The sequence below is a fragment of the Paenibacillus sp. FSL H7-0714 genome, from assembly GCF_038003765.1.
Lineage (GTDB): Bacteria > Bacillota > Bacilli > Paenibacillales > Paenibacillaceae > Paenibacillus_AQ.
The window spans coordinates 4117115-4143282 of sequence record NZ_JBBOPT010000001.1 but is presented as its reverse complement, the minus strand read 5'-3'; the positions used below and the strand labels follow the sequence as shown (position 1 = coordinate 4143282).

General features: G+C 43.5%; 21 protein-coding genes and 1 pseudogene. 16 read left to right on the top strand and 6 right to left on the bottom strand.

The features are described 5' to 3' along the window. The first annotated feature begins 16 nt into the window (after nucleotides 1-16). Together NST34_RS18465 and NST34_RS18460 are read left to right on the top strand one after the other, a co-directional pair. Complete coding sequence (locus NST34_RS18465; protein ID WP_341128501.1) at nucleotides 17-1072, top strand: glycoside hydrolase family 76 protein; 1056 nt, start codon at nucleotides 17-19, stop codon at nucleotides 1070-1072. Between the two features lie 12 nt (nucleotides 1073-1084). Then, nucleotides 1085-2146: a glycoside hydrolase family 76 protein gene (locus NST34_RS18460; RefSeq protein ID WP_341128500.1), complete on the top strand. Its 1062-nt coding sequence runs from the start codon at nucleotides 1085-1087 to the stop codon at nucleotides 2144-2146. 103 nt (nucleotides 2147-2249) lie between these two features. Here the strand turns inward: NST34_RS18460 and NST34_RS18455 are convergent. The 4 genes and pseudogenes from NST34_RS18455 to NST34_RS18440 form a co-directional block, all read right to left on the bottom strand. After that, nucleotides 2250-3032: pseudogene (locus tag NST34_RS18455) on the bottom strand (glycoside hydrolase family 88 protein); the annotation flags it as partial. Between the two features lie 18 nt (nucleotides 3033-3050). Continuing rightward, nucleotides 3051-3608 carry an AraC family ligand binding domain-containing protein gene (locus tag NST34_RS18450; RefSeq protein WP_076298814.1) on the bottom strand — a complete coding sequence of 186 codons (558 nt, stop codon included), beginning with the start codon at nucleotides 3606-3608 and terminating at the stop codon, nucleotides 3051-3053. Nucleotides 3609-3973: 365 nt separating this feature from the next. Continuing rightward, on the bottom strand, nucleotides 3974-4366 hold the full coding sequence (locus tag NST34_RS18445; RefSeq protein WP_305953475.1) for a hypothetical protein: 393 nt from the start codon (nucleotides 4364-4366) through the stop codon (nucleotides 3974-3976). Nucleotides 4367-4404: 38 nt separating this feature from the next. After that, the gene (locus NST34_RS18440) at nucleotides 4405-4641 is read right to left on the bottom strand and encodes a hypothetical protein (protein ID WP_305953476.1); all 237 of its coding nucleotides are present in this window, start codon (nucleotides 4639-4641) and stop codon (nucleotides 4405-4407) included. A gap of 295 nt (nucleotides 4642-4936) precedes the next feature. Between NST34_RS18440 and NST34_RS18435 the strand changes: the two genes are divergently transcribed. Continuing rightward, entirely contained in the window at nucleotides 4937-5314 is a 378-nt protein-coding gene (locus NST34_RS18435; protein WP_042188986.1) for a DUF1304 domain-containing protein, read from the top strand. Between the two features lie 145 nt (nucleotides 5315-5459). Here the strand turns inward: NST34_RS18435 and NST34_RS18430 are convergent, their stop codons facing one another. Next, nucleotides 5460-6347, bottom strand: a complete 888-nt coding sequence (locus tag NST34_RS18430) for a fructose bisphosphate aldolase (protein ID WP_076298815.1) — start codon at nucleotides 6345-6347, stop codon at nucleotides 5460-5462. Between the two features lie 771 nt (nucleotides 6348-7118). On the opposite strand from NST34_RS18430, the gene zwf reads away from it, so the two are divergent. From zwf to NST34_RS18415, 3 genes are all read left to right on the top strand, one after another. Next, nucleotides 7119-8654 (top strand): glucose-6-phosphate dehydrogenase, encoded by a 1536-nt coding sequence (zwf, locus tag NST34_RS18425; protein ID WP_339796281.1) that lies wholly within the window; start codon nucleotides 7119-7121, stop codon nucleotides 8652-8654. Between the two features lie 72 nt (nucleotides 8655-8726). Next, a complete protein-coding gene (gnd, locus tag NST34_RS18420; protein WP_042188983.1) occupies nucleotides 8727-9620 on the top strand; it encodes a phosphogluconate dehydrogenase (NAD(+)-dependent, decarboxylating) in 894 nt (297 codons plus the stop codon). Nucleotides 9621-9786: 166 nt separating this feature from the next. Further along, the gene (locus NST34_RS18415) at nucleotides 9787-10431 is read left to right on the top strand and encodes a class I SAM-dependent methyltransferase (protein WP_076298818.1); all 645 of its coding nucleotides are present in this window, start codon (nucleotides 9787-9789) and stop codon (nucleotides 10429-10431) included. A gap of 86 nt (nucleotides 10432-10517) precedes the next feature. Here NST34_RS18415 and NST34_RS18410 read toward each other — a convergent pair whose 3' ends face one another. Continuing rightward, complete coding sequence (locus NST34_RS18410) at nucleotides 10518-11273, bottom strand: DeoR/GlpR family DNA-binding transcription regulator (protein WP_042194054.1); 756 nt, start codon at nucleotides 11271-11273, stop codon at nucleotides 10518-10520. 319 nt (nucleotides 11274-11592) lie between these two features. Between NST34_RS18410 and NST34_RS18405 the strand changes: the two genes are divergently transcribed. From NST34_RS18405 to NST34_RS18360, 10 genes are all read left to right on the top strand, one after another. Further along, the gene (locus tag NST34_RS18405; RefSeq protein WP_076298819.1) at nucleotides 11593-12744 is read left to right on the top strand and encodes an iron-containing alcohol dehydrogenase; all 1152 of its coding nucleotides are present in this window, start codon (nucleotides 11593-11595) and stop codon (nucleotides 12742-12744) included. A gap of 27 nt (nucleotides 12745-12771) precedes the next feature. Beyond that, nucleotides 12772-14238 carry a rhamnulokinase gene (rhaB, locus tag NST34_RS18400; protein ID WP_341128499.1) on the top strand — a complete coding sequence of 489 codons (1467 nt, stop codon included), beginning with the start codon at nucleotides 12772-12774 and terminating at the stop codon, nucleotides 14236-14238. A gap of 38 nt (nucleotides 14239-14276) precedes the next feature. Then, entirely contained in the window at nucleotides 14277-15533 is a 1257-nt protein-coding gene (rhaA, locus tag NST34_RS18395; RefSeq protein ID WP_076298821.1) for an L-rhamnose isomerase, read from the top strand. 49 nt (nucleotides 15534-15582) lie between these two features. Beyond that, nucleotides 15583-16428 carry a rhamnulose-1-phosphate aldolase gene (rhaD, locus tag NST34_RS18390; RefSeq protein WP_341061037.1) on the top strand — a complete coding sequence of 282 codons (846 nt, stop codon included), beginning with the start codon at nucleotides 15583-15585 and terminating at the stop codon, nucleotides 16426-16428. Between the two features lie 163 nt (nucleotides 16429-16591). Beyond that, entirely contained in the window at nucleotides 16592-17686 is a 1095-nt protein-coding gene (locus NST34_RS18385; protein WP_042188971.1) for an NADH:flavin oxidoreductase, read from the top strand. Between the two features lie 107 nt (nucleotides 17687-17793). Further along, nucleotides 17794-19233 carry an SWIM zinc finger family protein gene (locus NST34_RS18380; RefSeq protein ID WP_341061036.1) on the top strand — a complete coding sequence of 480 codons (1440 nt, stop codon included), beginning with the start codon at nucleotides 17794-17796 and terminating at the stop codon, nucleotides 19231-19233. A 48-nt stretch (nucleotides 19234-19281) separates the two neighbouring features. Continuing rightward, a complete protein-coding gene (locus tag NST34_RS18375; protein ID WP_341061035.1) occupies nucleotides 19282-21159 on the top strand; it encodes a HEAT repeat domain-containing protein in 1878 nt (625 codons plus the stop codon). Between the two features lie 6 nt (nucleotides 21160-21165). Then, the gene (locus NST34_RS18370) at nucleotides 21166-22260 is read left to right on the top strand and encodes an ATP-binding protein (RefSeq protein ID WP_341061034.1); all 1095 of its coding nucleotides are present in this window, start codon (nucleotides 21166-21168) and stop codon (nucleotides 22258-22260) included. Beyond that, nucleotides 22260-24599: a DUF5682 family protein gene (locus tag NST34_RS18365; protein ID WP_341128498.1), complete on the top strand. Its 2340-nt coding sequence runs from the start codon at nucleotides 22260-22262 to the stop codon at nucleotides 24597-24599. The genes NST34_RS18370 and NST34_RS18365 overlap by 1 nt, the downstream gene beginning before the upstream one ends. Before the next feature lie 2 nt (nucleotides 24600-24601). Next, nucleotides 24602-25822, top strand: coding sequence for a VWA domain-containing protein (locus NST34_RS18360; protein ID WP_341128497.1), 1221 nt, complete (start codon nucleotides 24602-24604; stop codon nucleotides 25820-25822). Nucleotides 25823-26168 lie beyond the last annotated feature (346 nt).

Sequence of the window (26168 nt, the reverse complement as noted above, 5' to 3'; positions counted from 1 at the left end):
CAGGGAGAGAGTTTATATGAACCAATTGGAGATCGGGATTTGGGAGGAACGGGCGAATCAAGCACAAGCTGCGCTGGATTCATTATTCTGGAATGACGCGATCAAAATGTACAATATAGAAACACCTTGTCCAAACGGTGAATGTAATACCATTTTTCATTATTGGTGGATGGCTCATGCTGTGGATGTATTGGTAGATGGATTACAGCGAACTAGAGAGGAATGGTATGCCGAACGGCTTTCCGCGCTTCATGAAGGTCTTTTGCGACGAAATGGGGGAGTGTGGCCCAACGAGTTGTATGATGATATGGAATGGATGGCTCTCGCGTGGCTCCGTGCCTATCAAGCAACAGGAGAGGAAGTTTATAAAGATACAGCCCTTCTTTTATGGGAAGACATTCAGACAGGCTGGAACGAGCATATGGGTGGTGGGATCGCTTGGCAGAAGTCACAGTTGGATTATAAAAACACACCTGCCAATGCACCGGCAGCTATACTGGCGGCTCGTTTGTATCAAGCCTTCGGTGAAGCTGAGAATCTAGAATGGGCGCTAAAAATTTATAGATGGCAAAAAGAGCATCTGGTAGACCCGACGACGGGTTTTGTATGGGATGGCATGAATCGCACGGGCAATGGCCAGATCGATAAGGATTGGAGATACTCCTATAACCAAGGTATCTATATTGGCGTAGCTGTAGAACTCTATCGTATCACTAAGGACCCATCCTATTTGGAGGATGCTCGATTAACTTTTTCCGCTGCTGCTCATGAGCTTGCTGAGGCTAAAGGCGGTGTACTTCCAGACGAAGGAAATGGAGATGCTGGATTGTTCAAAGGAATCCTGATTCGGTATACGGCAGAATGGGTCAAAGCTGATGTCGCAGCTGTTGAAGCTGTCGATTTTCTGCGTAGGAATGCTGAATCTCTCTGGGAGCAAGGAAAGTCAGAGGACGAAGCTTTGTTTGGCACAGATTGGACTTTGTCATCTACTGGTGTAATTCAGCTCAGCTCCCAACTTAGTGCAATGAAGTTATTGGAGAAGATGGCTGAATTAACTAAGGATCAGATTTGAGGTGAACTTTTAATGACACAAGCTAAAGAAGCCCTGGAAGCGCTTAACTGGCAGGGAAGGTCGGAGTGGTTCCAACAATGTCTAGAACGTAATTATTATAATGCGGAGACGGGGATCATGAATCAATGGTATCCCAGAGAGTATAACGTTGCAGGTGAGAATTTTTATTACTGGTGGCAGGCTCATGTCATTGATATTCTAGTGGATGGCTACGAGCGTAGCGGAGATCCTGTATATTCACTGAGAATCAAGGAATTGAGTGAACATCTCCAAGCTTATAACGGTGGGACTTTCAGGCATAATTACTATGACGATATGGAATGGACGGCATTGGCGCTGCTACGAGCTTATCGGGCAACTGGATATGAAGCCTACTTAGACGCTGTGCTAGATCTATGGGAGGATATAAAATCAGCTTGGAATGAACATTTTGGAGGCGGTTTGGCCTGGAAGAAGGATCAGCTCGATTATAAAAACACACCTGCCAATGCACCAGCCGTCATTCTAGCAGCTAGGTTATATGAACTTTTTCAAAAGCAGGAGGATCTGGAGTGGGCACTCCGTATCTATGAATGGAACAAAACATATTTAGTGGATCCTGCGACTGGTTTTGTGTGGGATGGAATGAACAGACTCGGGGATGGCCAGATCGATTTCGATTGGGAATTTACTTATTGTCAGGGAGTGTTTCTAGGTGCGGGCTTAGAGCTGTATAAGAATACGGGGGATGTCCATTACTTAGAAGATGCGAATCGAACTGCTAATACATGTATTGATCGTCTATGCGATCCGATGAATATGATGTTGCCTGATGAAGGCATCGATGATACTGGATTATTCAAAGGGATTCTGATTCGTTATCTGGTTCAACTTTGTGGAGAGGTTCCTGAGGCTAGCAGGATTCGTGAGGTAATCATGGCCAATGCTCAGCAGTTATGGGAACAAGGTCTGGATAAACAGTTGGGTCTTTGTAGTCCATCGTGGGAATTGAAACCGGAGCTTCCGGTTCAACTGAGCATTCAACTCAGTGGCTTGATGTTGCTGGAAGGGGCCGCTGTACTCATGGAGAAGTAACTTAAAGGCGTATAAAGAAGCTTCTCTTTTTAAATGGTGCATTGATCTTCCGTTTAAAAAAGAGAGGCTTCTTTTTTGTTATTTTAAATTAGTCGTTTATCTGTTAGAAAATCCGATGTTTCCAACCATTCAATTTAGCGACAGCTTCAATATAATAGTAGTCTCCATAGATTAGCGATACATCGATAAAGGAAGTGCCGCTGCCCGTTCCATGTAATAAAATCGCTTCATGCTCTGGCAGCTCCCAAGTCGCGTAATTTTCGGTCAGTGAGCGGAGAATTCGATCCACTGCATTAGCGTAGAGACTTTTTTCGCCTACAGGTACGATCGCTGCAAGCTCTAACAAACCTGAAGCGGCGATAGATGCCGCAGAGCTATCTTTGAACATCCGTTCGTCATCCGCTAGACGGAAATCCCAATAAGGAACTTGATCCTCAGGTAAAGCCGAGATGAAATAATGGGCAATCCGCTTAGCGGTGTTCAAGAACCGTTCATCTCCACTGTGGCGATAAGTATTGATAAAGCCGTACAGCCCCCAAGCCGTTCCACGGCTCCATGAGGATTCAGCCGAATAACCTTGACCGCCAAAATTCTCAATATATGCCCCGGTCTCCGCATCGAAAGATAGAATATGTTTGGTTGATCCATCCTCGCGAATACCATATTGCATCGTCGTCTCTGCATGGCTAATAGGAATATGCTTATACCGTGGATCACCAGTTACTTTGCTGGCCCAGAACAGTAGCGAGATATTCAACATACAGTCGATAATTACCCAGCCATATTTATCTTCATTCCATGCGCGGATGAATTTGCCTACAGGATTATAGCGGGCAGCGAGGAAATTCGCCGCTTCAATCCCCCTACGCAGGGCATCTTCGTCACCCGTAAGCTCATGATTTTTTCAGAATAGCGCAAGGTCCGCCGTTCTCCTGATTGGAATATCTGCTGATCTCCAGTCTTGATACTGCTCAATAATTGAAGGATTAACATCGAAATGTCTTCGGTATTTTCGCTTGGATTGCTTTTTTTTATTGTGATCATATTGCTCCAGAGTCCACTCCACAATCTCAACACGATCTTCAAGATTAATGGCGCAATGCGTATTTTCCCCTCGCCAAAGTGTTGTGAATAAAGCTTTTCTTTTCGAAAAGCCCACTAGCAGGTTCTCCGCAACATGTGGATCAATATAGAAGATGGATCTTTCAAAAGGACAAGCGGGAGAGACCTCAGAATAGATCCGGTGCAGCTGATAGGGCTGGAAAAAGAATAACATCCCCCTGCGGATATCGTACATCTGCTGATTGACAACAACATTTCCCTGACCGCCATGCACGAACATGATTTCACAGCATTGATGCCAGTGATAATAACCTTTGTAATAGTCGTCTGTATATATTTTGTAATCCCAAACTAAGGGCTTATGTTCTACAAAAACAACGGGTTCGAATAGCTGCTTCATAGGCCCTCCAAGATGACAAAATACAAACATTTTTTTATTCCATTATAACTTTAAGGGTTATGAAAGCGATACAATAAAATGAATTGAGTAATTCTATCGGGAGACAGGTCGCCATGTTAGATTACATAAACAGAAGGCCAGAATCCAGAATTCAAAATCTTAAAGCTGAACTCGACTTAAAAACTGCAAAAGTGCAGTTTTTATCAGTTAATTAGGTGTTGGTTAAGGATATTGCTGCAAATATACAGGAATATGACTCTAAATTAACCTTGGTTATCTATAAAATTAGTGAAAAACTGTATTTATGCAGGAAAACTCCTCCGTGGATGAATAAAGGACTTAAAAGATGTAAAATTGCAGGATTTCTACAAGCGGTTCATCGCGTTGGGCTGGAGTTCATACTTTACTACATATTTGCCTTCTGGTCCGGTTACAGGTGAGAGCACCCCTTTGGTGCAGAGGGAATGCAGCATTCGAACGGCTGATCGATGATTGATATTTAAATGAATCTCTACATCAATTGGGCGTAATGGGCGAGCAAGCGTATAGGCAAGTCGGATGATTTCCCGTTCCGCCACACTCTCCAGACTAACTGGAGAAGATTCTGACTGATATCGGCTAAGCAGCATTCGCAACAGTGTCATGCAAATCTCGGGACGACTAGCGACGTCGTCGTATGCAAATGAAATAACTTGAAATCCCATTGCAGATAAGAAGGTTTCTCTGTTCAATTCATTACAGTATTTATTTCTATCCATATCTCGAACATGTGGACCAAAACCTTTGATTTCGATGACTAGCTCACATACCGAGTGATGTATGCAAAGTCACAGAAATAGGATTGACCCCGCCAATCGAGCACTTCGAATTCTGGATGTAGATCGTCAAAATTCAATCGAAGAGACCACCAAACGTTGCGGCAAAATTGCTTCTCCGCTTCCCGATGTCCACGTTCCAAGCGACCTTTGCGTTCCCCTGATCTTTTTTGTAAATGGTATTGAATAAATGAAGCATGCGCCGTTTCGAAGTTCATCTTTAATCATTCCCCCTTAATCAACAAAAGAACGTCCCGATCCATTCAAAAAGGAATGAATCGGGACGTTCTTCGTCTCGTACATTTAATTATAGTTAAGATTCTATTAGTTGACCAGACGAATAGGACTTTAAAACTTCATAAATCAGTAGCTTGATTTCCGCATTCTTTTGTTGATTACTAAGAAGGGGATTTGAGTGGCTTTAATATGAAAATGATGATGGAATGTACAACTTTTATTTAATATGTGATACAATTAAATTGCACACAAATTAAATTAAGGGGAGTTAATTAAATGATCATAGCAGGTAATATCATGGTAGGTCTCGTTGCGTTAATACATATTTATATTGTCTATCTGGAAATGTTCGCTTGGTCAAAGCCCAAAGGGCTTCGAGTTTTTGGAATGACGCAGGAAGTTGCGGATGCTTCTAAAACTCTAGCAGCGAATCAAGGGTTGTATAATGGATTTTTAGCAGCTGGTTTAATTTGGGGACTGGTTCATCCGAATGTGAATTTCGGCCACCAAGTTGTAATCTTTTTCCTCTGCACTGTTATAGTGGCGGCGATTTATGGTGCACTGACGGTGAAAAAATCTATTTTGTTTATGCAAGGCCTTCCAGCTTTCATCGCTTTAATACTAGTAGTTTCGACTTATTTTCCTGTGACTTAAGCAGAAGTGGCAACTAACTGTTTGCGAGCAATACCCTTAAAAAAAGTTAATCCAAATTAAAAAAAAGGCTGTTTCCCGGCAGGTAATTACCTGTCAGGGAAACAGCCCTTTTTATGTCTTACGTCTTCACGAGGGGAAGAGCTACTTATTGAATAGAGGCAGCATAAATCGCTTCGACAGATTTGGAGAGGAGTGCGTTAAACTCTTCGTCTGACTGCCCGGAACTTAATCCTTGCGATAAAGCACGTGAGAAGCTGGCGATTAATCCTTGATTATGGGCGAGCTTATCGTTGGCCTCAGCTTGAGTGTAACCGCCGGACAAAGCGACAATTCTTAAAACGTGAGGATCGTCCATTAACTCGCGGTAGAAGTTATTCTCCGTGGGTATGGAGAGCTTAAGCATGACCTTTACGTCTTGGCCCAGCTTAGACAATTGAACTGAAAGTTCTTCTTTTAACAGCTTTTCCGACGCTGTTTTATCAGCAGAATGGATATCAACCTCAGGCTCGATAATCGGAACCAGTCCCGCTTCTAAAATTTGCTTGCCGACTTCAAACTGCTGTTCAACCACTTTTTTGATGCCGGAAGGATTGGCTTCTTTAATCACCGAGCGCATTTTCGTTCCAAAGATATTCCGTTCGTTGGCCCGCTTCAGAAGATCACTTAAGCCGGGAATTGGCTTCATGAGCTGTACCCCGTTTTCTGGCTCGGCAAGTCCTTTATCGATTTTCAGAAATGGGACAATGCCTTTTTCCTCCCACAGATAATCAGCAGTATATTTTCCGTCGATGAGACGGTCCATTGTGTTCTCAAATAAGATTGCACCCAGTATATTCTTCGAATCAAATGCAGGGCTTTTGATAATGCGCGTTCGCATCTCGTGAACCATTGCATACATTTGATCTTCATTGGAGTAGCTGTCCTCTTTAATGCCATATTGCAGCAGCGCTTTAGGTGTACTTCCACCACTTTGGTCCAAGGCAGCTATAAATCCCTGTCCCGTCCGAATTCGATCCCATTGCTTCATATTCATGAAAAAATCTCCTTCCTTTCGTAAACTGAATGGAAATTCATGCGTTCTTTAATTATAACACTTAAAATACTGGCCTTAAACAAGAGGCAGGGTGAACAAGGAGGTAACCGTCCTACATGAAGTGGTAGCAAGCAAAGAATTAAGGACTTCTGAGTCCGTTTCAACCAAGGAGATCAGCGCGAGTTGACGTAAAGGACTGCATTGCAGCTATTTGTTTAGTTGGCGCATTTTTGAGAGAAATCGGACTGTATAGCTCTTATCATCTCTCCGAAGCGTACTCTGATAATCTTCCTCGAAGATGACCTTTTTTATGCTTAAAAATCTAAGTTGAGATTAAAAGCAAGATCGATTTGTAATATTTTATGGACGTAGTCCATTTCAAAATGATCAATTACTTGAAGTTAGTTTGAAGATACGAGCGAGCACGAGTAAAGGTGACGACTGGAAATTTTATTCTTGTTACAAAGTGGCTGTTGTGATGATTTTCTAATCGGAGGGTGTGGATGGGATTTGGCTAAAGCCGTACTGGGATTGAGATTTTTCTTTAATCAACGTGAATATCCGAGTAATTTAATGCGAATGATCCAATACTATTTTCTTTGTGACATTAATCATAATTACCAATTCATAGCTTTGTGAAAATAATAACTTTTCGTAAATGTCGAAATGAGGTTGACGTATGAAAATATCAGTCGTATGATTGATTCTACTGAGTATGTTAGTAATTAAAAGTAAGTATATAAATAATGTATAACAACAGGAGGAATGAAAGTGGAATCATCAACATTTGTGCTATTCGGCGCTACAGGAGATTTGGCAAAACGTAAAATCTATCCTGCACTATATAACCTCTTTTTAGATGGTCAAATTTCAGGTCCTCTTTCTGTGATTGGATTAGGGAGAAGAGAAGTTTCGAACGAAGCCTTCCGTAAGCAAGTACTGCAATCCTTACAGACTTTTTCTAGACAACCAGCCGTTGACTCACCGCAATTGCAGGTGTTCTTGGAGGCTTTTGAATATAGCGTACTAGACGTAGGGAATACCGAAGATTACTCCAAGCTGCTGGAGCATGTTAAACGTCGCGAGCAGTTGTTCAATATTCCGGAGAATCGGATGTTCTATTTGTCTGTGGGTCCTGAGTTCTTCAAGGAAATCGCAGCTAATATTCACTCAAGCGGTCTGGGTTCCACGAAAGGCTGGAAGCGTCTGATTATTGAGAAGCCTTTTGGCACAGATTTGAAATCAGCAAGAGAGCTGAATGATAGCTTGAATGCCGTATTTACTGAAGAAGAAATCTTCCGGATTGACCACTTCCTAGGTAAACCGATGGTGCAAAATTTAGAAGTTCTGAAGTATTCTAATCCAGTGCTAAGAGCGCTGTGGAAAAATAGATATATCGCGAATGTTCAAATTACGGCGAGTGAGACTGTCGGCGTTGAAGAGCGGGCAGGCTATTATGATAAAGCTGGCGCACTTCGTGATATGTTCCAGAACCATATGCTGCAGTTGATGATGATGATGGCAATGCAGCTTCCTAAAGGCAGTACACCTGAAGAAATCCGTGGGAAGAAAATATACGTCATGGAGCATCTTATTCCAATTAGCAAAGATGAGGTTAATAAACATGTTGTCCGTGGACAATATACAGAAGGTGAAATCAAAGGGAACCCTGTTGCAGGTTATTTGAATGAGCCAGGCATTAACCAATCCTCGCAAAATGAGACGTTTATCGCAGCGCGTTTATTTATAGATGATCCGCTCTGGAATGATGTACCTTTCTATGTTCGTACTGGGAAGAGAATGAAGGAGAAATCCACACGTATTGTTATTGAGTTTAAAGAACCGTTTAATGATAGTAATAACTTGAACAAAGGAAATGACGTACCCAATTTACTGATTATCGAGATTGGACCGAATGAAGCCATAACGCTACAACTTAACACGAAAGATCAGCTGCAAAAAGGAAAGCTTGAGCCTGTCCGCGCTACTTATGAAGCGGGTACTTCAGATGTTCCGGAAGCCTACGAGAATCTAATCTTCGATGCACTTCGTGGAGATGCTACCTTCTTCGCACACTGGAGAGAAGTAGAACTGTCTTGGCAGTGGGTTACACCTATTCAGGAAGCGATGGAAGAGGGGCTTATGCCACTTCACACTTATGCTTCAGGTTCATATGGTCCAGATGCGGCTATGGAGCTATTGGGTGAGGATCGCTGGTGGTTCGATGAGGCAGATCAGGAGACAGAAGTTCTCTCTGCTCAGGCAGAAGTTGCAGCAACAGAGGAATCTATACGGCCAGGGGCGTAAGCCCCTGCCTGTTTTTTTTACCAATTTTGGAGAAATTACATCATAAGAGTCTATATATCGGAGGGGAATTACATGAAAGTAGGATTAGTTGGATTAGGAAAAATGGGCTTCAATTTGGGCCAGAATTTGCTGGATCATGGACATGAGGTTGTTGCATTTGATTTGAATGCACCTGCTGTAGAGGAAATGAAAGCTAAAGGTGCCAGTGGAGCAGTAACGCTCCCTGAGTTGGTACAACAATTGGAAACGCCTAGAATCATTTGGATTATGGTTCCACATCAGGTTGTGGACTCTGTCATTGCTGAGATCACACCTTTGTTATCAAAAGGAGATATCGTCATTGAAGCTGGGAATTCGCACTATAAGGAATCGATTCGCCGATATGAGCAATTGAAGGAACATGGAATCAGCTTCATGGACGCAGGTACGTCCGGAGGGATGGAAGGAGCGCGTAACGGCGCTTGTTACATGGTTGGTGGAGATCCTGAAGCTTGGGAGGTTGTGGAGCCCATCTTCCGTGATACGGCTGTGGAAAGCGGCTTTTTATATGCCGGCAAAGCTGGTAGTGGCCATTTTCTAAAAATGGTTCATAACGGTATCGAATACGGCATGATGGCTGCCATCGGTGAAGGCTTTGAGGTGCTGGAAAAGAGTGAGTTTGATTATAACTTTGAGGAAGTCGCCCGGGTGTGGAATCATGGTTCTGTCATCCGTTCTTGGCTGATGGAACTGGTTGAACGTGCGTTCTCGAAAGATGCTAAATTGGATGAGATCAAAGGGATTATGCACTCCTCCGGAGAAGGCAGATGGACGCTCGAAACCGCATTTGATCTGCAAGCTGCAACTCCAGTGATCGCGATGGCGTTATTAATGCGCTACCGTTCACTTGAGACAGATACCTTCACTGGTAAAGTAGTGGCTGCACTTCGGAATGAATTTGGTGGACATGCCGTTGAAACGAAGTAATTAATGTTAATCATTAGCCCGAATTTCCTCGCAATTCATTCTGCGGTGAGATTTGGGCTTTTGTTTTGCAAAAATTAATAAATGGAGAGAATAGATCGAGTACGACTTTAACCTTTTTAACATATTTTAGAGTTAGATGGGGAAATTACGATAAGGGGGAGTTGACATGCAAAGCGGAATTCGAGAAAGACTTCATTTTCTGTATAAATTTCTGCATGCGCCCCGACAATTAGGAAGCGTTACTCCCAGTTCGCGCTGGCTGGCAAAAACGATGCTCGACATCATTCCGTGGCAACAAATGCATAATATAGCTGAGCTGGGTGCAGGTACTGGAGCCATCACAAGATTTATTCCAAGCGGGGAAGAGACCGGGATGAATGTGCTCCTGTTTGAGAAGGATCCTGATTTTCGTCATCAACTAAGACTTAAATTCCCTGACCGTATTTTTTTTAACGATTGCCTGCGGCTACGGCTTGCGCTTCATAATAGAAGGTTGGAGAAGTTAGATTGCATTGTGAGCAGTTTGTCTTTTAGGAATTTCTCAGCCTCAGATCGGATGCTTTACATTGAGCAAATCATATCTTCTTTAAAAGAGGGCGGCTGGTTCATCACTTTTGAATATTTTCCTCAAATGAAGAAGGAATTAATGCAGTATTTTGATATTGTGAGTGTTAAATGGGTGCTGTTAAATTTCCCGCCAGCGCTTGTTTATATTTGCAGGAAGAAGGCTTCTACACAAGTAAAGCAATCAGATTATATTCATTCTTCCATAGATGTAAAATCAATTTCTCGGGTTTCTACGGAGAGATAAGGATGAAAAATACAACAAATGCCGTCACCCATAGCTCACTGGGGAACGGCATTTTTAAAATTAGGCTCAGTATGTTATTACCTCTGTCAATAGAGAACCTCAATATTGTCCTCGTTCAGACGTTTTAGCCAAGCTTCAGAAGGCTTACGGTCAGTGATCAAGAAATCAATATGGCCAAGCTCAACCAACTTTGTAAAAGCAGTTTTATCGAATTTGGTGTGATCCGCCAGGAGTATGACCTTATTGGCTTGTCGTAGCATGTACTTCTTGAGCTCACACTCCGGTTCGTTGGAATCTGTGATGCCTCGTTCCATATCCATTCCTTTGCAACTGATTACCGCTGTATCCACATTGTATCTTTGAATGGTGTCATGGGCTACCGGTCCCACTAGCGACAACGATCGGTAACGAAGTGAACCGCCAGTAGAGATGATATCCATCCCTGAATTCGAGAACTCATGCAAAATATTAATAGAATTTGTGATGATGGTTAGATTGTTTTTGTTTCCCAGCAATTTTAGAAACTCAAAGGCTGTAGAGCTTGGATCTACCATTAATGTATCTCCATCATTGATTAAATCGAGCGCCTTCAAGGCGATTCCCCGTTTTATATCTGTATTCAAGGCATTACGTGTAACAAAAGGCAGATCCTCATTCGTATGGCGATTCAGCATAGCACCTCCATAGGTACGACTAAGGATGCCATCCTTCTCTAGCTTCTCCAAATCTCTGCGTATCGTTTCTTCAGTGACCTCAAACATTTTACTTAGATCGGAGACTAGAACGCGTTTATCTTGATGGACGAGATCTATTATTTTTTTGCGTCTTTCGGCTGCAAGCATAGGAATCACCTTTCCAAAGCTATATTTTACAATCATAGCGCTTAATATCTGTGTTTTGCAATAAAAACAACTTAAAAATCTCTGTACTTTCCAATAATATTCACAAAACAGATATAAAACAAACAAAAACAACATAATTAATATTTAAAATGTTGACAACAAAGATTTAGGAGCATACGATGAAGAAGGAAATAATTCCCTTAGAGATTAATCGAGTTAGTGTGATGCAAGGCCGGCCCAGCTGCTATTCAGAGGCCAGCCTGAGGCGCAGCAGACGGAATACAACGATTATTGAACTCATTAGGAGGCTGGTCAAGCAATGAGCACGCATGTGTATTATGTTCCATCGATCAATATTATGGGCAAGGGATGCTTACAGGAGATTGGTCCTTACATTCAAGAACTTAATTTGAAGAAGGCACTTGTAGTTACAGACAAATTTCTTATGAAGAGCGGCATTGCCGGTAAATTGCTGGCGGTATTGGACGAAGCGGGGATTGAATATGCCATTTATGATGAAGTGAAGCCCAATCCGACCTGTAAAAATGTCCATGATGGCGTAGATTATCTCAAAGCGCAGAATTGTGATTCTCTGATTTCCATCGGCGGTGGGTCGCCACAGGATACTGCCAAAGCCATTGGTATCCTTGCCACAAATGGCGGTCACATCAAAGAATATGAGGGCGTACACAAGTCGAAACATAAATCGCTGCCGATCGTTGCTGTGAATACCACCGCAGGGACATCAGCTGAAGTCACTATTAATTATGTAATCACAGACGAAGAACGCAAAGTGAAGATGGTAATGGTGGATAAGAACAGTATTGCTACGATCTCAGTTAACGATCCAGAGCTTATGGTTGATAAACCCGCTGCACTTACGGCAGCAACAGGAATGGACGCTTTGACACATGCAATTGAGGCACTGGTAACGCCAGGGGCTTATCCGGTAACTGACGCTACGGCACTAGCCGCAGTGGAGATTATTTTCGCTAACTTGGCCCGTACTGTGAAGAATGGCCATGATATTGAGGCTCGTGAGCAAATGGTGTATGCGATTTTCCTAGGCGGACTTGCTTTCAATAATGCAGGGCTTGGTTATGTGCACGCGATGGCGCATCAGCTTGGCGGTGTATATGATCTGCCACATGGCGTATGTAACGCAATGCTACTCCCATATGTGGAAGAACAGAATGCCAAATATGTGCCTGAGAAATTCAGGGCTATTGCTAAAGCGATAGGGTTAAACGTTGAGAGTCAAACTGATAAGGAATGCGCGGACTTCGTAATTGAGTCGATCAAGGCGTTGTCTAAAGAAGTAGGCATTCCATCTAAACTATCCGAGCTTGGAGTAGATGAGGTCGATCTTGATCTTTTAGCAGAGAACTCCATGAAGGACGCTTGTGCACCGGGTAATCCTTTTATTCCTACGAAGGAAGAAGTCATTGCACTATTCAAAAAAATACTATAACTCATCCCTTACTTTAGGAGATTCTTTATGAATAATCATATCGCCGTTGATATTGGTGCCTCTAGTGGGCGGTTAGTACGCGGAATACTGCAAGAGGGCGTCCTCACCTTAGAGGAGCTTCATCGGTTTAGCAATCGTTTTATAGAACAAGAGGATTCTTGTTTCTGGGACATAGATTATTTATTCGAGCAGATTATTATAGGGCTTCAGAAAGCCAAGGGGCAAGGCATTACAGCGTGTACGCTGGGTATAGATACATGGGCTGTAGATTATGTTCTTGTGGATGCAGAGGGAACCCGTATTCAAGAGGTTTACGCTTATCGTGATCGTAGAACTGATAAGGCTATGGATGAGGTAGCTAAGCATATTTCTCCTCTAACTATATATGAAAAGACTGGTATTCAACAGTTGTCATTTAATACGTTGTATCAGCTTTATGTTCACAGTGAAGAAGAAATAGCCCAAGCGGATCAAATCTTACTCGTGCCTGATTATCTGTATTACAGATTAACGGGTCGCAAGATCAATGAGGTTACTAACGCATCTTCAACTCAGCTATTGAATCTAGAGAGTCGAGATTTCGACGATGACCTGTTGGATTTTCTGAATATTAAAAGAGATCAATTCGCTACATTGACTGAACCTGGAGTAATTATTGGCCCCCTCGATGAAGCACTAATTCAGGAATATGATCTTCCGGATTGCCAACTGATCTGTGTAGCCACACATGATACAGCTTCTGCAGTGCTTGGTGCTCCTCTTCAAAGAGACTCCGCGTATATCAGCAGTGGAACATGGTCATTGCTCGGTGTTGAACGAACTCAGCCACTCAATTCTATGATGGCCATGAAGGCCAATTACACCAATGAATGGGGCGCATACGGAACCTATAGATTCCTCAAAAATGTTATGGGCCTTTGGCTCATCCAAGAGGTTCGCAGGCTAATGGACGATCGTTGTAGCTTTGCGGAACTAGCAGAGCTTGCACATGGAGAAGAAGGCTTCCGGAGCCTGATCTCCTGTAATGATCCAAGATTTCTCAATCCTTCAAATATGATAGAAGAGATTCGTAATGCCTGCGCAGAGAGCGGGCAGCCTGTTCCTGAGACGCCAGGTCAGTTGGCTCGCTGTATTTTTGACAGCTTGGCATTATCGTACCGTACTTACTTGGAAGAACTAGAAGAACTAATAGAAAGCCGAATCGAGGTTCTGCAGATTGTGGGTGGAGGTGCTAACAACAGTCTGTTATGCCAACTGACTGCTGATGTTATAGGCAGAGAAGTTAAGGCTGGCCCAACGGAATCCACAGCACTTGGTAATATAGTGGTGCAGATGATTAGCACGGGAAGCATAACTGATATTAATGAAGCAAGAGATATTATCGCTGAATCATTTGAGATAAAGTCGTATACACCGCGCCCGACCGCTCATCTTGAAGACATTCTAAATCGCTGGAAAGAGCTTCAGTTGTCCAAAATACAACATCAAATCTAATTAAACTTATGCTATATGATTTTAGGAGGAACTACAGCATGAATCAGAGTATTATCACTAGCTATAATGAAGCCAAAAAATTATACGCAGCCCATGGGATTGATGTGGAGAAAGTGCTGGAGCGGCTCGCGCAAATTAAGATTTCCATCCATTGCTGGCAGGGCGATGATGTACAAGGGTTTCTTTTTAAAGATAAAGAACTAAGCGGGGGAATAGCAGTAACAGGAAGTTATCCCGGTCGAGCTGGCACGCCAGATCAATTGCGCCAAGATTTAGAAAAGGCATTATCCCTCATTCCAGGCAAGCACAAAGTAAATTTACATGCGATCTATGCAGATACAGATGAAAAAGTTGATTTAGATGAATTGGAGCCACGCCATTTCCAATCTTGGGTAGACTGGGCGAAGGAGCGGGGGCTGGGACTTGATTTTAACCCTACTTGTTTCTCACATCCTAAAGCTGCAGACGGTTTTACGCTAAGTCACTCGGACGATGAGATTCGTAACTTCTGGATTAAGCATTGTAAGGCTTCTCGGACGATTGCCGAGCATTTTGGTAAAGAACTGGGTCAACCTTGCGTGACTAATTTTTGGGTACCAGACGGATATAAGGATACACCAGTCGATCGTTTAGCTCCAAGAGTGCGGTTAAAAGAGTCACTGGATGAGATTTTTAGTGTGGAAATAGATCCTCTCTATAATATTGATGCTGTAGAAAGTAAATTGTTCGGAATCGGTTCTGAGAGTTATGTGGTTGGTTCACATGAGTTCTATATGGGCTATGGTTTAACTCGCGGCAAAGCTATCTGTTTGGATGCCGGACATTTCCATCCTACTGAGATGATCTCAAATAAGCTATCTTCGATTCTTATGTTTAGTGAGCAGCTGCTGCTGCATGTAAGCAGACCCGTCCGTTGGGACAGTGACCACGTTGTAACTATGGATGACGAGTTGCTAGAAATCGCTCGTGAGTTGGTGCGAGGAGATTTACTCTCCCGTACGAATATCGGACTTGATTTCTTTGATGGCAGTATTAATCATATCGCTGCTTGGGTGATTGGTACACGCAATACCATTAAGGCGTTACTTCGCGCAATGCTCGAACCGGTGGAAAAATTGAAGCAAATCGAGCGGATAGGTGATTACACTTCACGACTAGCGTTGGTGGAAGAATTCAAATCGTATCCGTTTGGAGCCGTGTGGGATTACTATTGTGCATCACAAGATACACCCGTTAGGGAGCAATGGCTGGCTGAAGTAAAGCGTTATGAGCAGGAAGTTCTGTCTGCAAGATAGAGTGTTAGAGTGGATGTGGAGAGCAACATATACAAAGGAGAGATTGACAATGAGTACATCTGTATTAGAATCCAAAGGGTATATTGCCAGTAGTGAGGCTCCATTTATTCAGGAAATGTCAGAGATTACCCGTCATATGTGGGAGCTTGGCTGGGATGAGCTGAATGGCGGTAATGTCAGCTATCTGCTGGATGAGAATGAGGTTGCTAAATATATTAACGTTCTAGAGCCACTACGCACCATTAAACTTACCTTCCCTGTAAAAGAATTAGCCGGCAAATACTTCATCGTGACAGGTTCTGGCAAGTATTTTAGAAATGTGATCAAAGACCCGGAAGCCAATCTCGGTGTGCTTCGTGTTAGTGCCAATGGTGAAAGCGTAGAAGTGTTATGGGGATTACGGAACGGTGCTGTACCTACTAGTGAATTGGCTTCCCATTTCATGAGCCATATTGAGCGACTGAAGGTGGACCCTACGCACCGTATCGTACTGCATACACATGCTACGAATGTTATCGCGATGACCTTCACGCATGATCTGGATGAATTGAAGTTTACGAAGACGCTTTGGGAAATGTGCACAGAGTGCCTTGTTGTTTTCCCAGATGGTGTTAGTGTCATTCCATGGATTGTTCCTGGCAGCAGCGAAATTGGCCGCGAAACCGCGAAGAAAATGAAGGATCACCGCCTAGTGATCTGGCCGCAGCACGGGATTTTCGGCACTGGCTCCACTATGGATGCCACCTTTGGTCTAGTAGAGACTGTAGAAAAGGCTGCTACGATCTACAACCTAATTGGTGGAAGAGAAATTAAGCAAAAGATCACAGATCAGCAACTGTGGGATTTAGCTAAGGCGTTCGGAGTAACTCCAAAGGCTGGTATTCTTAAGGTTTAGGAAGTTCGTAATGGGATGAAAACCGGGCGTTCGCAGATTTTGCGGGGTCCGGTTTTCTATGATTTTCCCTACATAAAGATCTTAAAAATTTGCATTTTCCATCTTCTGGGGAGATAATTAGCCTTACTTAAAGTAATCAAATAATCAATTGGAGGTAATATGTATGAACACAGAGCTATTATTTTCACCTATTCAAGTGGGAAATCTTTCGCTGTCAAACCGAATCGTCATGGCGCCGATGACTCGTGTATACTCACCGGATGGTGTACCAGGAAGTAATGTTGCCGCATATTACCGTAGACGGGCAGAAGGTGGAGTAGGATTGATCGTTACCGAGGGTACAGCTATTAATCATCCTTCGGCAGTCAGCCACGCCAATATTCCCAATATACATGAAGAAGCAGCTTTAGAGGGCTGGAAGCAGGTAGTAGAAGAAGTTCACGCAGCTGGAGGTAAGATCATACCCCAATTATGGCATGTGGGAATGGCGCGAACTATAGGGGAAGGTCCAAATGTTGAAGCCCTTCCTATTGGCCCTTCTGGTCTGAATTTAGCAGGAGAACCTGTGACAGAGCCACTTACTACAGCTGAAGTTGAAAGCTTAGTCTCAGCATTTGCTCAAGCAGCAGCGAACGCGAAAAAAGTGGGTTTTGATGGTATCGAGATTCATGGTGCACATGGTTATCTGATAGACCAGTTCTTCTGGGAAGGAACGAACAAACGTACCGATCGTTACGGTGGCGATTTGGTTGGTAGAACTACATTTGCAGTAGAGGTTATTGAAGCGTGCCGTAAAGCGGTTGGGCCAGATTTTCCGATCGTGCTACGCTTCTCTCAATGGAAATTGGGTGCCTATGATGAGAAGCTGGCAAAAAATGCAGATGAGCTCGAAAGATTCCTTACTCCACTTAGCGATGCTGGCGTTGATATTTTCCACTGCTCCACTCGTCGCTTCAGCCAACCTGAATTTGAGGGATCTGAGCTTAATCTCGCAGGGTGGACCAAGAAAATCACGGGGAAACCATCAATTACGGTGGGTTCTATCGGTCTTCACAGTGATTTTTTTGCAGAAGACTCAGCTCAGAAGACAGAAGATAACATTAATGAATTACTAGAAAGAATGGACCGTGAGGAATTTGATTTGGTTGCTGTTGGCAGAGCATTAATTAGCGATCCGGCTTGGCCTGCCAAAGTTCAAAGTGGAGCAATAGACGAGATCATTCCATTCACGGCTGAATCGACAAAAACTCTATACTAAAGGGAAAGAACAGCGGGTTATGGACAGCTCTGTTTTTAGAATATTTTTCATTAAGGGCTAATATTATCATAGATATTAAAAAGCGTAATAGGTAAGGAGGATATGGGTTGATAGATATCACAGAAGTCTTCATAGATACTCTAGCACCGAACAGTGCAGCAATTAAGAACGGGCAAGGACTAGTTAAGAAGAGACGATTCGTACATTTGAATCAGTCGGAAGACGGCGTGGTTCTGTTTGGTGAATGTGGTGGTAGCGGTAGCAGCAACTATTATCCTTCTGCTGATTTTGTTGTTTCTGACAAACCGGTGATGCGTTGTACTTGTCCAAGTAGGCAGATTCCTTGCAAGCATGTCCTCGGATTGCTATATGCCTATGTAGGCAAGGAGACTTTCGTATCTGCAACGATACCTGAAGATCTTGCTGTTAAACGAGAGAAGATGAGTAAGCGTGAAGAACGAAAATCTGAGCTTGCTGCGGAAGGGGCTAATGTTAAGCCCAAGAAAGTGAACAAGTCCGCACTTAAGAAAAAGATTGGAGCTCAACTGGAGGGCTTGGCTGTACTGGAGAAATTGACCCAATCGCTTATACGTGCAGGACTTGGAACAATAGACGCCAAAGGTGTAAAGGATATTCAGATGCACGTGAAGATGATGGGCAATTATTATTTAACTGGTGCACAAATTGAATTAAGACGATTAGCTTTATTGCTCTCTTCTTCTGACAATCGTGAGAAAACTTATTCATTAGCAATAGAGCAGCTAACCCGAATTCATGCGTTCATTAAGAAAGGGCGCGCTCATCTAACAATGAAGCTGGAAGATCCGGATATGTCTTTGAATCATGAATCTACGATTGAAGAATGGCTTGGTCATGCTTGGCAGCTAACGGAGCTTAAGGAATGCGGTCTGATGAGCTCGGATGTAGAGCTGATCCAGCTTTCATTCCTCAGCTATGATGATGAAGCTAGACAGGAATATGTAGACCTCGGCTACTGGATAGAAAAATCTACAGGTGATATACATCGTACGCTCCAATATCGTCCTTATAAAGCAGCTAAATATATTCATGAAGAAGATAGCTTCACTGATGTTGCACTTATTCCTTCCTTCTATCGTTATCCTGGTGACTGGAACCGGAGAGTTCGTTTCGAGAATATGTCAACACGGCCTCTGACTAATCAGGATGTAGAGTGGATCGCTTCTAAGGCAGTTCATTCTTATTCCGACAGCTTCAAGCAGATAAAAAATCAGTTGAAGAATCCGCTAGCGGACAAGAATCCTGTGTTGCTGCTGCATGTGAATAAGATTAGCAAATCTCAGCAAGATCAGTTCGTCATTATGGACGAATCGGGCCAGCATTTGGTGTTAGACCAAATAGTAGCACTCGAGCAGGATACACTTGCACTGTTACAATACTTTACACTCGAAGAATTATCGGATACTACGATGCTGCTTATGTTTGAACATCAACTCGATACAGGACGATTGAAAGCACAACCGTTAACCCTTATCAAAGGGATGGAGATGATCCGTCTCTTATATTAAAAAAATTAAGAAAACATAAGATTCACATAAACTTTGGGAGGAATATCCATGAGTACAGCTTTACTACAAGAGCTTCATCAAGAAGTAAACCGGCTGTATATAGCTGGAAGTGAGCTCGCTGCTGAGGATTTCCGCTTAAAGCGGCTATTGCCACAGTTTCAACAGTTAGGTGAACGTGCGCCCATATTCAAAAGGTTAGGAGAGGGAATCGTTGCGGTCATTGAACCAGATCATTCCGAGGGATCTTCCTCTGCTCAGAACCTACAGGAGCTCAGCGTGCTGCTTAGCTCGGTGCTATATACACAGGGGGCGACTTCGCCTGATGGTGAACTGCTTGAGGTGGAAGTCCATCCGGTGAGATTGCCTACTCAGTTCTCATATCGTAAGCTGTCAGCGGTACAGACGGCATTAAAGACTCGTGGGGGAGGACGATATGAGATTATCAAGGAAGCTTTTGAGACAGGATTGTTTCAAGATCTTCGAATGATTCATCCCGCGTTAGCAGCCCTCCAAGATCCATATGTTGAGATCGCCGAGCTTGTGATGAAGCAGATCCTGCCAGCTTATGGGCCTCAGATTATTCCGATCCTTATCGATCAATTTGATCCTGCTGGAGGAATAGTAGAGACGAGAAAGCTGTACGTGATCGCAGTATTAGGTGGTGATAGCGTTCAGGATCTGATCTATCAAGCTGCAGATTCAGGATCAGAAGATGTTCGAGCCATGGCTATTTCTCTGCTCGCAGGTCAGGGACAATATGAAATCGAATTACTGGCTTGGAGTACAGATAAGAAGAAAAAGATTCGCGAAGCTGCCTATAATGCGCTGGCTAAGAGCGACTCGGTAAATGTGGTGAATCGGCTGCATGAGGCGTTTACGGGAAAAGATAGTGAACTTGTAGTTCCTGCATTGAGACAATGTCAAGCCCAAGAGCTCACAAAACGACTTGTTGTAGAGTTATCAGATATGCTTCAAACTGTCTCAGAGATTATGGGCGATACGAAGAAAAAAGACGGATTATGGAATAAGGTAGTCCAGTATCTTCGGGTTTTATCTTACAAACGCAGTCCTGAACTAGAGAAACTATATTTTAATGTTCTCGAGCAGTATCCATTATATATGAATCAGCTAAAGTGGAATTCATTGATCGAGGAAGCAAACTCCTATTTTAGACAGATAGATTCTATCGAAGCGAGACGTATATTACAGCAAACACTTGAGCGTGATCTTGTCTACTATAGAAACAATAGAAGATATGTGAATGATGTTTTTAAAGATGCGTATCTCTACTTGTCACCAGAGCGTGTGTATGAACAATATGTTGAAGTTCTAAAGCATTATGCGCCATCTTCAACTAGCCATGCTTCTTCAATGGCGCAGCAACTGCTACGCACCATATCTGAAGTTGTAGTTCAACGATATCATGGGACTTATGATGCAGTTTGGAATTCACCTGTAGACCAGATTCAATATATGTATAAGGTCGAAATGCAGCCGCCCGAGGTACTGGCTGTTCAATGGGATTCACGGTGGCTTGATGCTTTTATAGAGCTGGATCAATACGAACTGGTAAGTGCCTTTGCAAGGCCGGGACATGCCGAAGCAATGCAGTATTTGCTTCGTAAATTGACCGATAATCCTGAATTCCGCCATCGGTTTTCCAATATTCTCTTGATGGGCTTAGCACGTACAGGGATAAATAAACAACGTTTGCAAGAAGCTCTCCTAGTGGCTTTGGAAGATGATAGAAATACAGAATGTCGATTAATTGAACCGTATACATTTGAACAGCTATGTCAGCTTCCAGCGAGTTTTGCGAGTCGAATAATAACTGTTCTACCTCGATTTAGTGAGGTTGCAGAAGAACAACTTGAGTATGTCATTCGTCTCATGCAAGGACCATCAAACCCAAAAGAAGAGGTGTAGCTAACGATGAGTCAAGAACTATTACAAGATATTATGAGGCTTCCAGCAGAAAGACTGTATGAGCATGAGTTGGAAGCGCTTCGTAAAGCGGACACTGGTAAGGTTCCAGCAGGATGGCAGATGTCGCCCCAATCAGTACTGAAGTTTATCGTTGGTGGTAAAGCAGGGAGTACCGAGATTACACCTAAGTACATTGGTAATAAACGATTAATAGAGATGGCGATAGCCACACTGGTAACTGATCGTGCACTGCTATTAATCGGTGAGCCGGGTACAGCAAAGTCATGGTTATCTGAGAATTTATCAGCTGCTATATATGGACAATCAGGACTTGTCGTACAAGGTACTGCGGGTACGAGTGAAGAGCAGGTGCGCTATTCGTGGAACTACGCAATGCTGCTTGCACAAGGCCCTACGGCGGAAGCGCTAGTGAAAAGCCCCATTATGCGAGCGATGGAGGATGGGGGCATTGCACGTTTTGAGGAGATATCTCGTTGTGCATCTGAGGTACAGGATGCGTTGATATCCATCTTATCGGAGAAGACGATATCCGTTCCTGAGCTAGGTAAGGAGATGAGTGCGCGCAAAGGCTTCTCGATCATTGCAACAGCTAATACGAGAGACCGTGGTGTAAATGACATGTCAACTGCCTTGAAGAGACGGTTTAATATTATCGTCCTTCCAGCCCCTGCAGATTTGTATACTGAAGTTGAGATTGTGAAGAAACGGGTTCGTGAAATTGCCTCTTCCTACGATTTGCAAGCGGCGCTCCCTGCAGACGAAGCTTTACATAAGGTCGTGACCATCTTCCGTGAGTTACGTAGCGGGATGACATTGGATAAGAAGGAGAAAGTGAAGTCTCCAGGAGGTGTGATTTCCACAGCTGAAGCGATCTCGCTCTTAACGAATAGTATGGCGCTGGCCGCAAGCTTTGGTAATGGAGAACTGACGGACGAAGATCTGGCCGCAGGGCTGCAAGGTGCCATTGTGAAAGATGATGATAAGGATCAACTTGTCTGGAGAGAGTATCTCGACAATATTATGAAGAAACGTGGCGCAGATTGGCGGGGGTTATATACGGCTTGTAAGGAGATGAACTAGTGGAGAGCGAAACTACTGGAGCAGGCGTGCATATTTTTGGGGTGCGGCATTTGTCTCCTGGTGGTGCGCAGCATCTATTGAGCTTCCTTCATGAAATAGAGCCCACAGCTGTGTTAATTGAGGGTCCATCGGATGCCACACCTGTGATTCGCCATGTCATCAACATGACAACCAAACCTCCTATTGCCATTCTAGCTTTTACGGAGGAAGTTCCTGTGCGTACAGCCCTTTGGCCGCTTGCGCTATATTCCCCCGAATATCAAGCGATGAGATGGGCGGAGCAGCAAGGGGCTTATACAGCTTTTATAGATTTACCTTCATCAGTGGTCATCGCGTTACAGGATATACGAACCAAAAGTAGAGATTCTGTTGAACAGAGCGATGAATCTGAAGTTAATAATACAGGTGAGAAGGCTCCTGAAGAAGTATCTCTATATGATAGAGTAGCTGAGCTGGCTGGTGAGCTTGATTATGATATGTATTGGGAGCGCAATTTCGAACACAACAATAACAAGGGTGCATATCAGGAAGCAATTATTTCCTTCTCATCCCAAATGCGTCAGATTTCTGAAGAAAATGAGAGACATAACAACGTAATAGAATATGCACACAATACTATACGTGAAGCTTATATGCGTCGTCAGGTTCAGGATACAATCGCTGCTGGCCATCAACCAAATAAGATCGTTGTTGTATGTGGAGCATACCATGCAGCGGCGCTTGCTGATCTGGCATCTGGTATGTCAGATGAGGAAATAGATGCTCTTCCTTCTCTAAATTCGAAACTAACACTTATGCCCTACACGTACTATAAGTTATCTTCTTTGTCTGGCTACGGAGCAGGTAACCTCGCTCCTCATTATTATCAAATGATGTGGGAACGTATGATGAATGGCTCACTTGAAGACTTGCCGAATCATTATCTGTCTACCGTAGCCAGATACTTGCGTAATACAGGGACACACCGTTCCACAGCGGAAATTATCGAAGCCGTTCGCTTAGCTGAATCATTAGCTGCCCTTCACGGTGGAAGTGCTCCGACGTTAAGAGATCTAAGAGATGCTGCGCTGACTTTACTGGGGCGTGGAGAGCTAAGTGTGATCGCAGAAGCGCTTGCTCGTACAGATATCGGTACTGCTATTGGTGAGTTGGCAGAGGGGATTAGTCAGACGCCGATTCAAGATGATCTGAATCGGCAATTAAAGCGCTTGAAGCTTGAGAAATATAAAACCCCAGTGGCAAATGATCTTGAACTAGATCTCCGAGAGAACCGAAGAGTGTCTTCTGAGGAAGCAGCTTATTTAGACTTAAATCGTTCCTTTCTTTTTCATAGGCTCAGATTACTTGGGATCGATCTAGTGAACATAAGAGCAAGTGGTCAGACTGGCGCAACGTGGGCAGAGCATTGGGTAATGAAGTGGTCTCCTGAAGTTGAGATCCAGGTCGTTGAATCTACGCTACTTGGGGAAACAATTGAGATTGCTTCAGCTTATGTATTGCAACAAAAATTAGATGGCAGCAGTACCATTGCGGAAGCGTCAGCACTTATTCGAACGGCTTATGAGTGTGGAATGATACACCAGATGGAAGCGGGACGGCAGACGCTTCAGCGTCTAGCTGTTGATACTCGAGATGTGGTGCAGATTGCTGCTTCCATTCATGAGTTATCTCTTCTGATTCAATATGGCGATGTTCGACGGATCGATACCAAGCCGCTCATTCCTTTGCTTGAACAACTGTTCAGACGAGCCTGTCTGTTCTTGCTGGATGCGAGCCAATGTAACGATGAGGCTTCAGGTGAGATGCTTAAAGCTATGAACATACTGAATCAGGCAGCTATTGCGCATAGTGAGGAATTAGATGAGCTGTTGTGGATACAAGAGCTGAAACACTTGTCAGAGAGGGATGACTGCAATCCGCGTTTATCTGGAGTGGCGTGTTCCATTTTATTGGAGCGTAATGCGATGACTGCACAGCAATGTTCAGAAGAAGTATCGAGGCGCCTGTCGCCAGGTATACCCGCAGAACTTGGAGCAGGCTGGTTCGAAGGGATGTCTATGCGTAATCGATATGTACTGTTGTCTCGATTAAGTCTGTGGGAACAATTGAATGAGTATATTAATTCATTAGATGATGAAGAATTTGTACGTGCATTAGTATTTTTACGGCGTGCTTTCAGCACCTTTGAACGAAGAGAAAAGACGATGATTGCCGAACTTCTAGGGGAGTTGTGGGGTGTGAACACCGAGCAGGCTGCTGAGATTCTGACGGGTGAGCTGAAGGAGGCCGAAGCGAAGATGATTGAGGATTTGAATGAATTTGACTTTGGAGATATATGACGATGAGTACATCCGTGGATTCAAGTGTTGTAGCTCGGTGGCGCCTTATTCTTGGTCAGTCTGCAGAAGCGCAATTGACGGTTTCTAGCGGAAACGCAAGTATTCACCTGTCTGAAGATGAACTCATCATGGACCAAGCACTGGCTGCTATCTATGATGAGACGAGCGATATCGTAAATAGTGGTGCTGCTAACTCTTCGGCTACGGGACAAAGAGGAGCGGGATCAGGTAAATCTGCACCCCGGTTGGCAAAATGGTTAGGAGATGTTCGCAATTTCTTCCCAGAGGATATCGTATCGGTTATTCAACATGATGCGATGGAGCGGAAGGGCTGGAAGCAATTATTGTTTGAGCCGGAAGTTCTGGCAACAGTGAAGCCTGATATACAGCTAGTAGGTACACTACTTTCGCTAAAAGGGAAAATTCCTGAGAAGACAAAAGATACGGCTCGCCTGTTAGTGAAGGCAGTTGTGGATGATCTTGTAAAGCGTATGGAGGAAGATATGCGTCGGGCGGTGACGGGTGCACTGAATCGCAGAGAGCATTCTCCATTACCGTCACTTAGTGGTATAGACTGGACACGGACGATAAAACGCAATCTGAAGCATTATGATGCAGAGCGACAACAGATTATCCCTGAGAGATTCTACTTTTATGATCGGGCAAGACGCAGTAAGGAATGGACAGTCATTGTGGATATCGATCAGAGTGGTTCTATGGCAGAATCAATTATTTGGGCTTCAGTAGTTGGTTCTATTTTTGCAAGCATCCCATCGCTTAGTACCCGAGTAGTTGTATTTGATACAGAGGTCGTTGATCTGACAGAGCAATGTGCGAACGATCCTGTTGACATGTTATTCGGGATTCAGTTAGGTGGCGGTACAGATATACAAAAGTCTGTTGCTTATTGCGAACAGTTTATTGATCAACCGAAGAAGACATTATTTATCGTGATTTCGGATCTTTATGAAGGTGGGAACCAGGCAGGCTTAATCCGTCGTATGCGTCATCTGAAGGAATCTGGAGTTAGAACGATGTGCTTGCTGGCTTTATCTGATGAAGGCAAACCTTTCTATGATGAGCATGTGGCGAGATCTTTGACTCGCGATGGAACACCCTGTTTTGCGTGTACACCTGCACTGCTGCCACAGTTAGTAGAAGGTGCACTAAAAGGACAGGATCTTACTGAATTAGCAAAGAAACTTGGTACAAAAGGGATTTAACAAGAGTCGTGCTATTACAAGTTTCATTAAAAGCGATATTCAGACAAGAACTGTGATTCATTACAGTTTTTGTGGCGTATATAAATATCATACCCCCCTTTATAGAATATAATTTGGCCCTGTCGCTCGTCGGCAGGGTATTTTTTTTATGAAAGTCTTTAGAAAAGCAATTATCCTGACCTATTAAAATTTTCATTTAGAGTATGCTCTGCTCTCACGCTGTGGTAAAATAGACCTGATTTTTCAAAAAAATACGCAAGTTAAGTTTTTGCTTGATAAGCCTAAATCAGTGCATAATGGGATTGACATCTAAGATGGATGTAATGTTATAGAATGTGCTATAATT

Bases quoted from the DNA above. Each gene is read 5' to 3' on its own strand.
- NST34_RS18375 (WP_341061035.1), top strand. From the start codon at position 19,282: ATGAGTACAGCTTTACTACAAGAGCTTCATCAAGAAGTAAACCGGCTG.
- NST34_RS18415 (WP_076298818.1), top strand. From the start codon at position 9,787: ATGCAAAGCGGAATTCGAGAAAGACTTCATTTTCTGTATAAATTTCTG.
- rhaB (WP_341128499.1), top strand. From the start codon at position 12,772: ATGAATAATCATATCGCCGTTGATATTGGTGCCTCTAGTGGGCGGTTA.
- rhaA (WP_076298821.1), top strand. From the start codon at position 14,277: ATGAATCAGAGTATTATCACTAGCTATAATGAAGCCAAAAAATTATAC.
- NST34_RS18405 (WP_076298819.1), top strand. From the start codon at position 11,593: ATGAGCACGCATGTGTATTATGTTCCATCGATCAATATTATGGGCAAG.
- NST34_RS18370 (WP_341061034.1), top strand. From the start codon at position 21,166: ATGAGTCAAGAACTATTACAAGATATTATGAGGCTTCCAGCAGAAAGA.
- NST34_RS18440 (WP_305953476.1), bottom strand. From the start codon at position 4,641: ATGAACTTCGAAACGGCGCATGCTTCATTTATTCAATACCATTTACAA.
- NST34_RS18435 (WP_042188986.1), top strand. From the start codon at position 4,937: ATGATCATAGCAGGTAATATCATGGTAGGTCTCGTTGCGTTAATACAT.
- rhaD (WP_341061037.1), top strand. From the start codon at position 15,583: ATGAGTACATCTGTATTAGAATCCAAAGGGTATATTGCCAGTAGTGAG.
- NST34_RS18410 (WP_042194054.1), bottom strand. From the start codon at position 11,273: ATGCTTGCAGCCGAAAGACGCAAAAAAATAATAGATCTCGTCCATCAA.
- NST34_RS18460 (WP_341128500.1), top strand. From the start codon at position 1,085: ATGACACAAGCTAAAGAAGCCCTGGAAGCGCTTAACTGGCAGGGAAGG.
- NST34_RS18445 (WP_305953475.1), bottom strand. From the start codon at position 4,366: ATGGATAGAAATAAATACTGTAATGAATTGAACAGAGAAACCTTCTTA.
- NST34_RS18385 (WP_042188971.1), top strand. From the start codon at position 16,592: ATGAACACAGAGCTATTATTTTCACCTATTCAAGTGGGAAATCTTTCG.
- NST34_RS18450 (WP_076298814.1), bottom strand. From the start codon at position 3,608: ATGAAGCAGCTATTCGAACCCGTTGTTTTTGTAGAACATAAGCCCTTA.
- NST34_RS18360 (WP_341128497.1), top strand. From the start codon at position 24,602: ATGAGTACATCCGTGGATTCAAGTGTTGTAGCTCGGTGGCGCCTTATT.
- NST34_RS18430 (WP_076298815.1), bottom strand. From the start codon at position 6,347: ATGAATATGAAGCAATGGGATCGAATTCGGACGGGACAGGGATTTATA.
- NST34_RS18465 (WP_341128501.1), top strand. From the start codon at position 17: ATGAACCAATTGGAGATCGGGATTTGGGAGGAACGGGCGAATCAAGCA.
- gnd (WP_042188983.1), top strand. From the start codon at position 8,727: ATGAAAGTAGGATTAGTTGGATTAGGAAAAATGGGCTTCAATTTGGGC.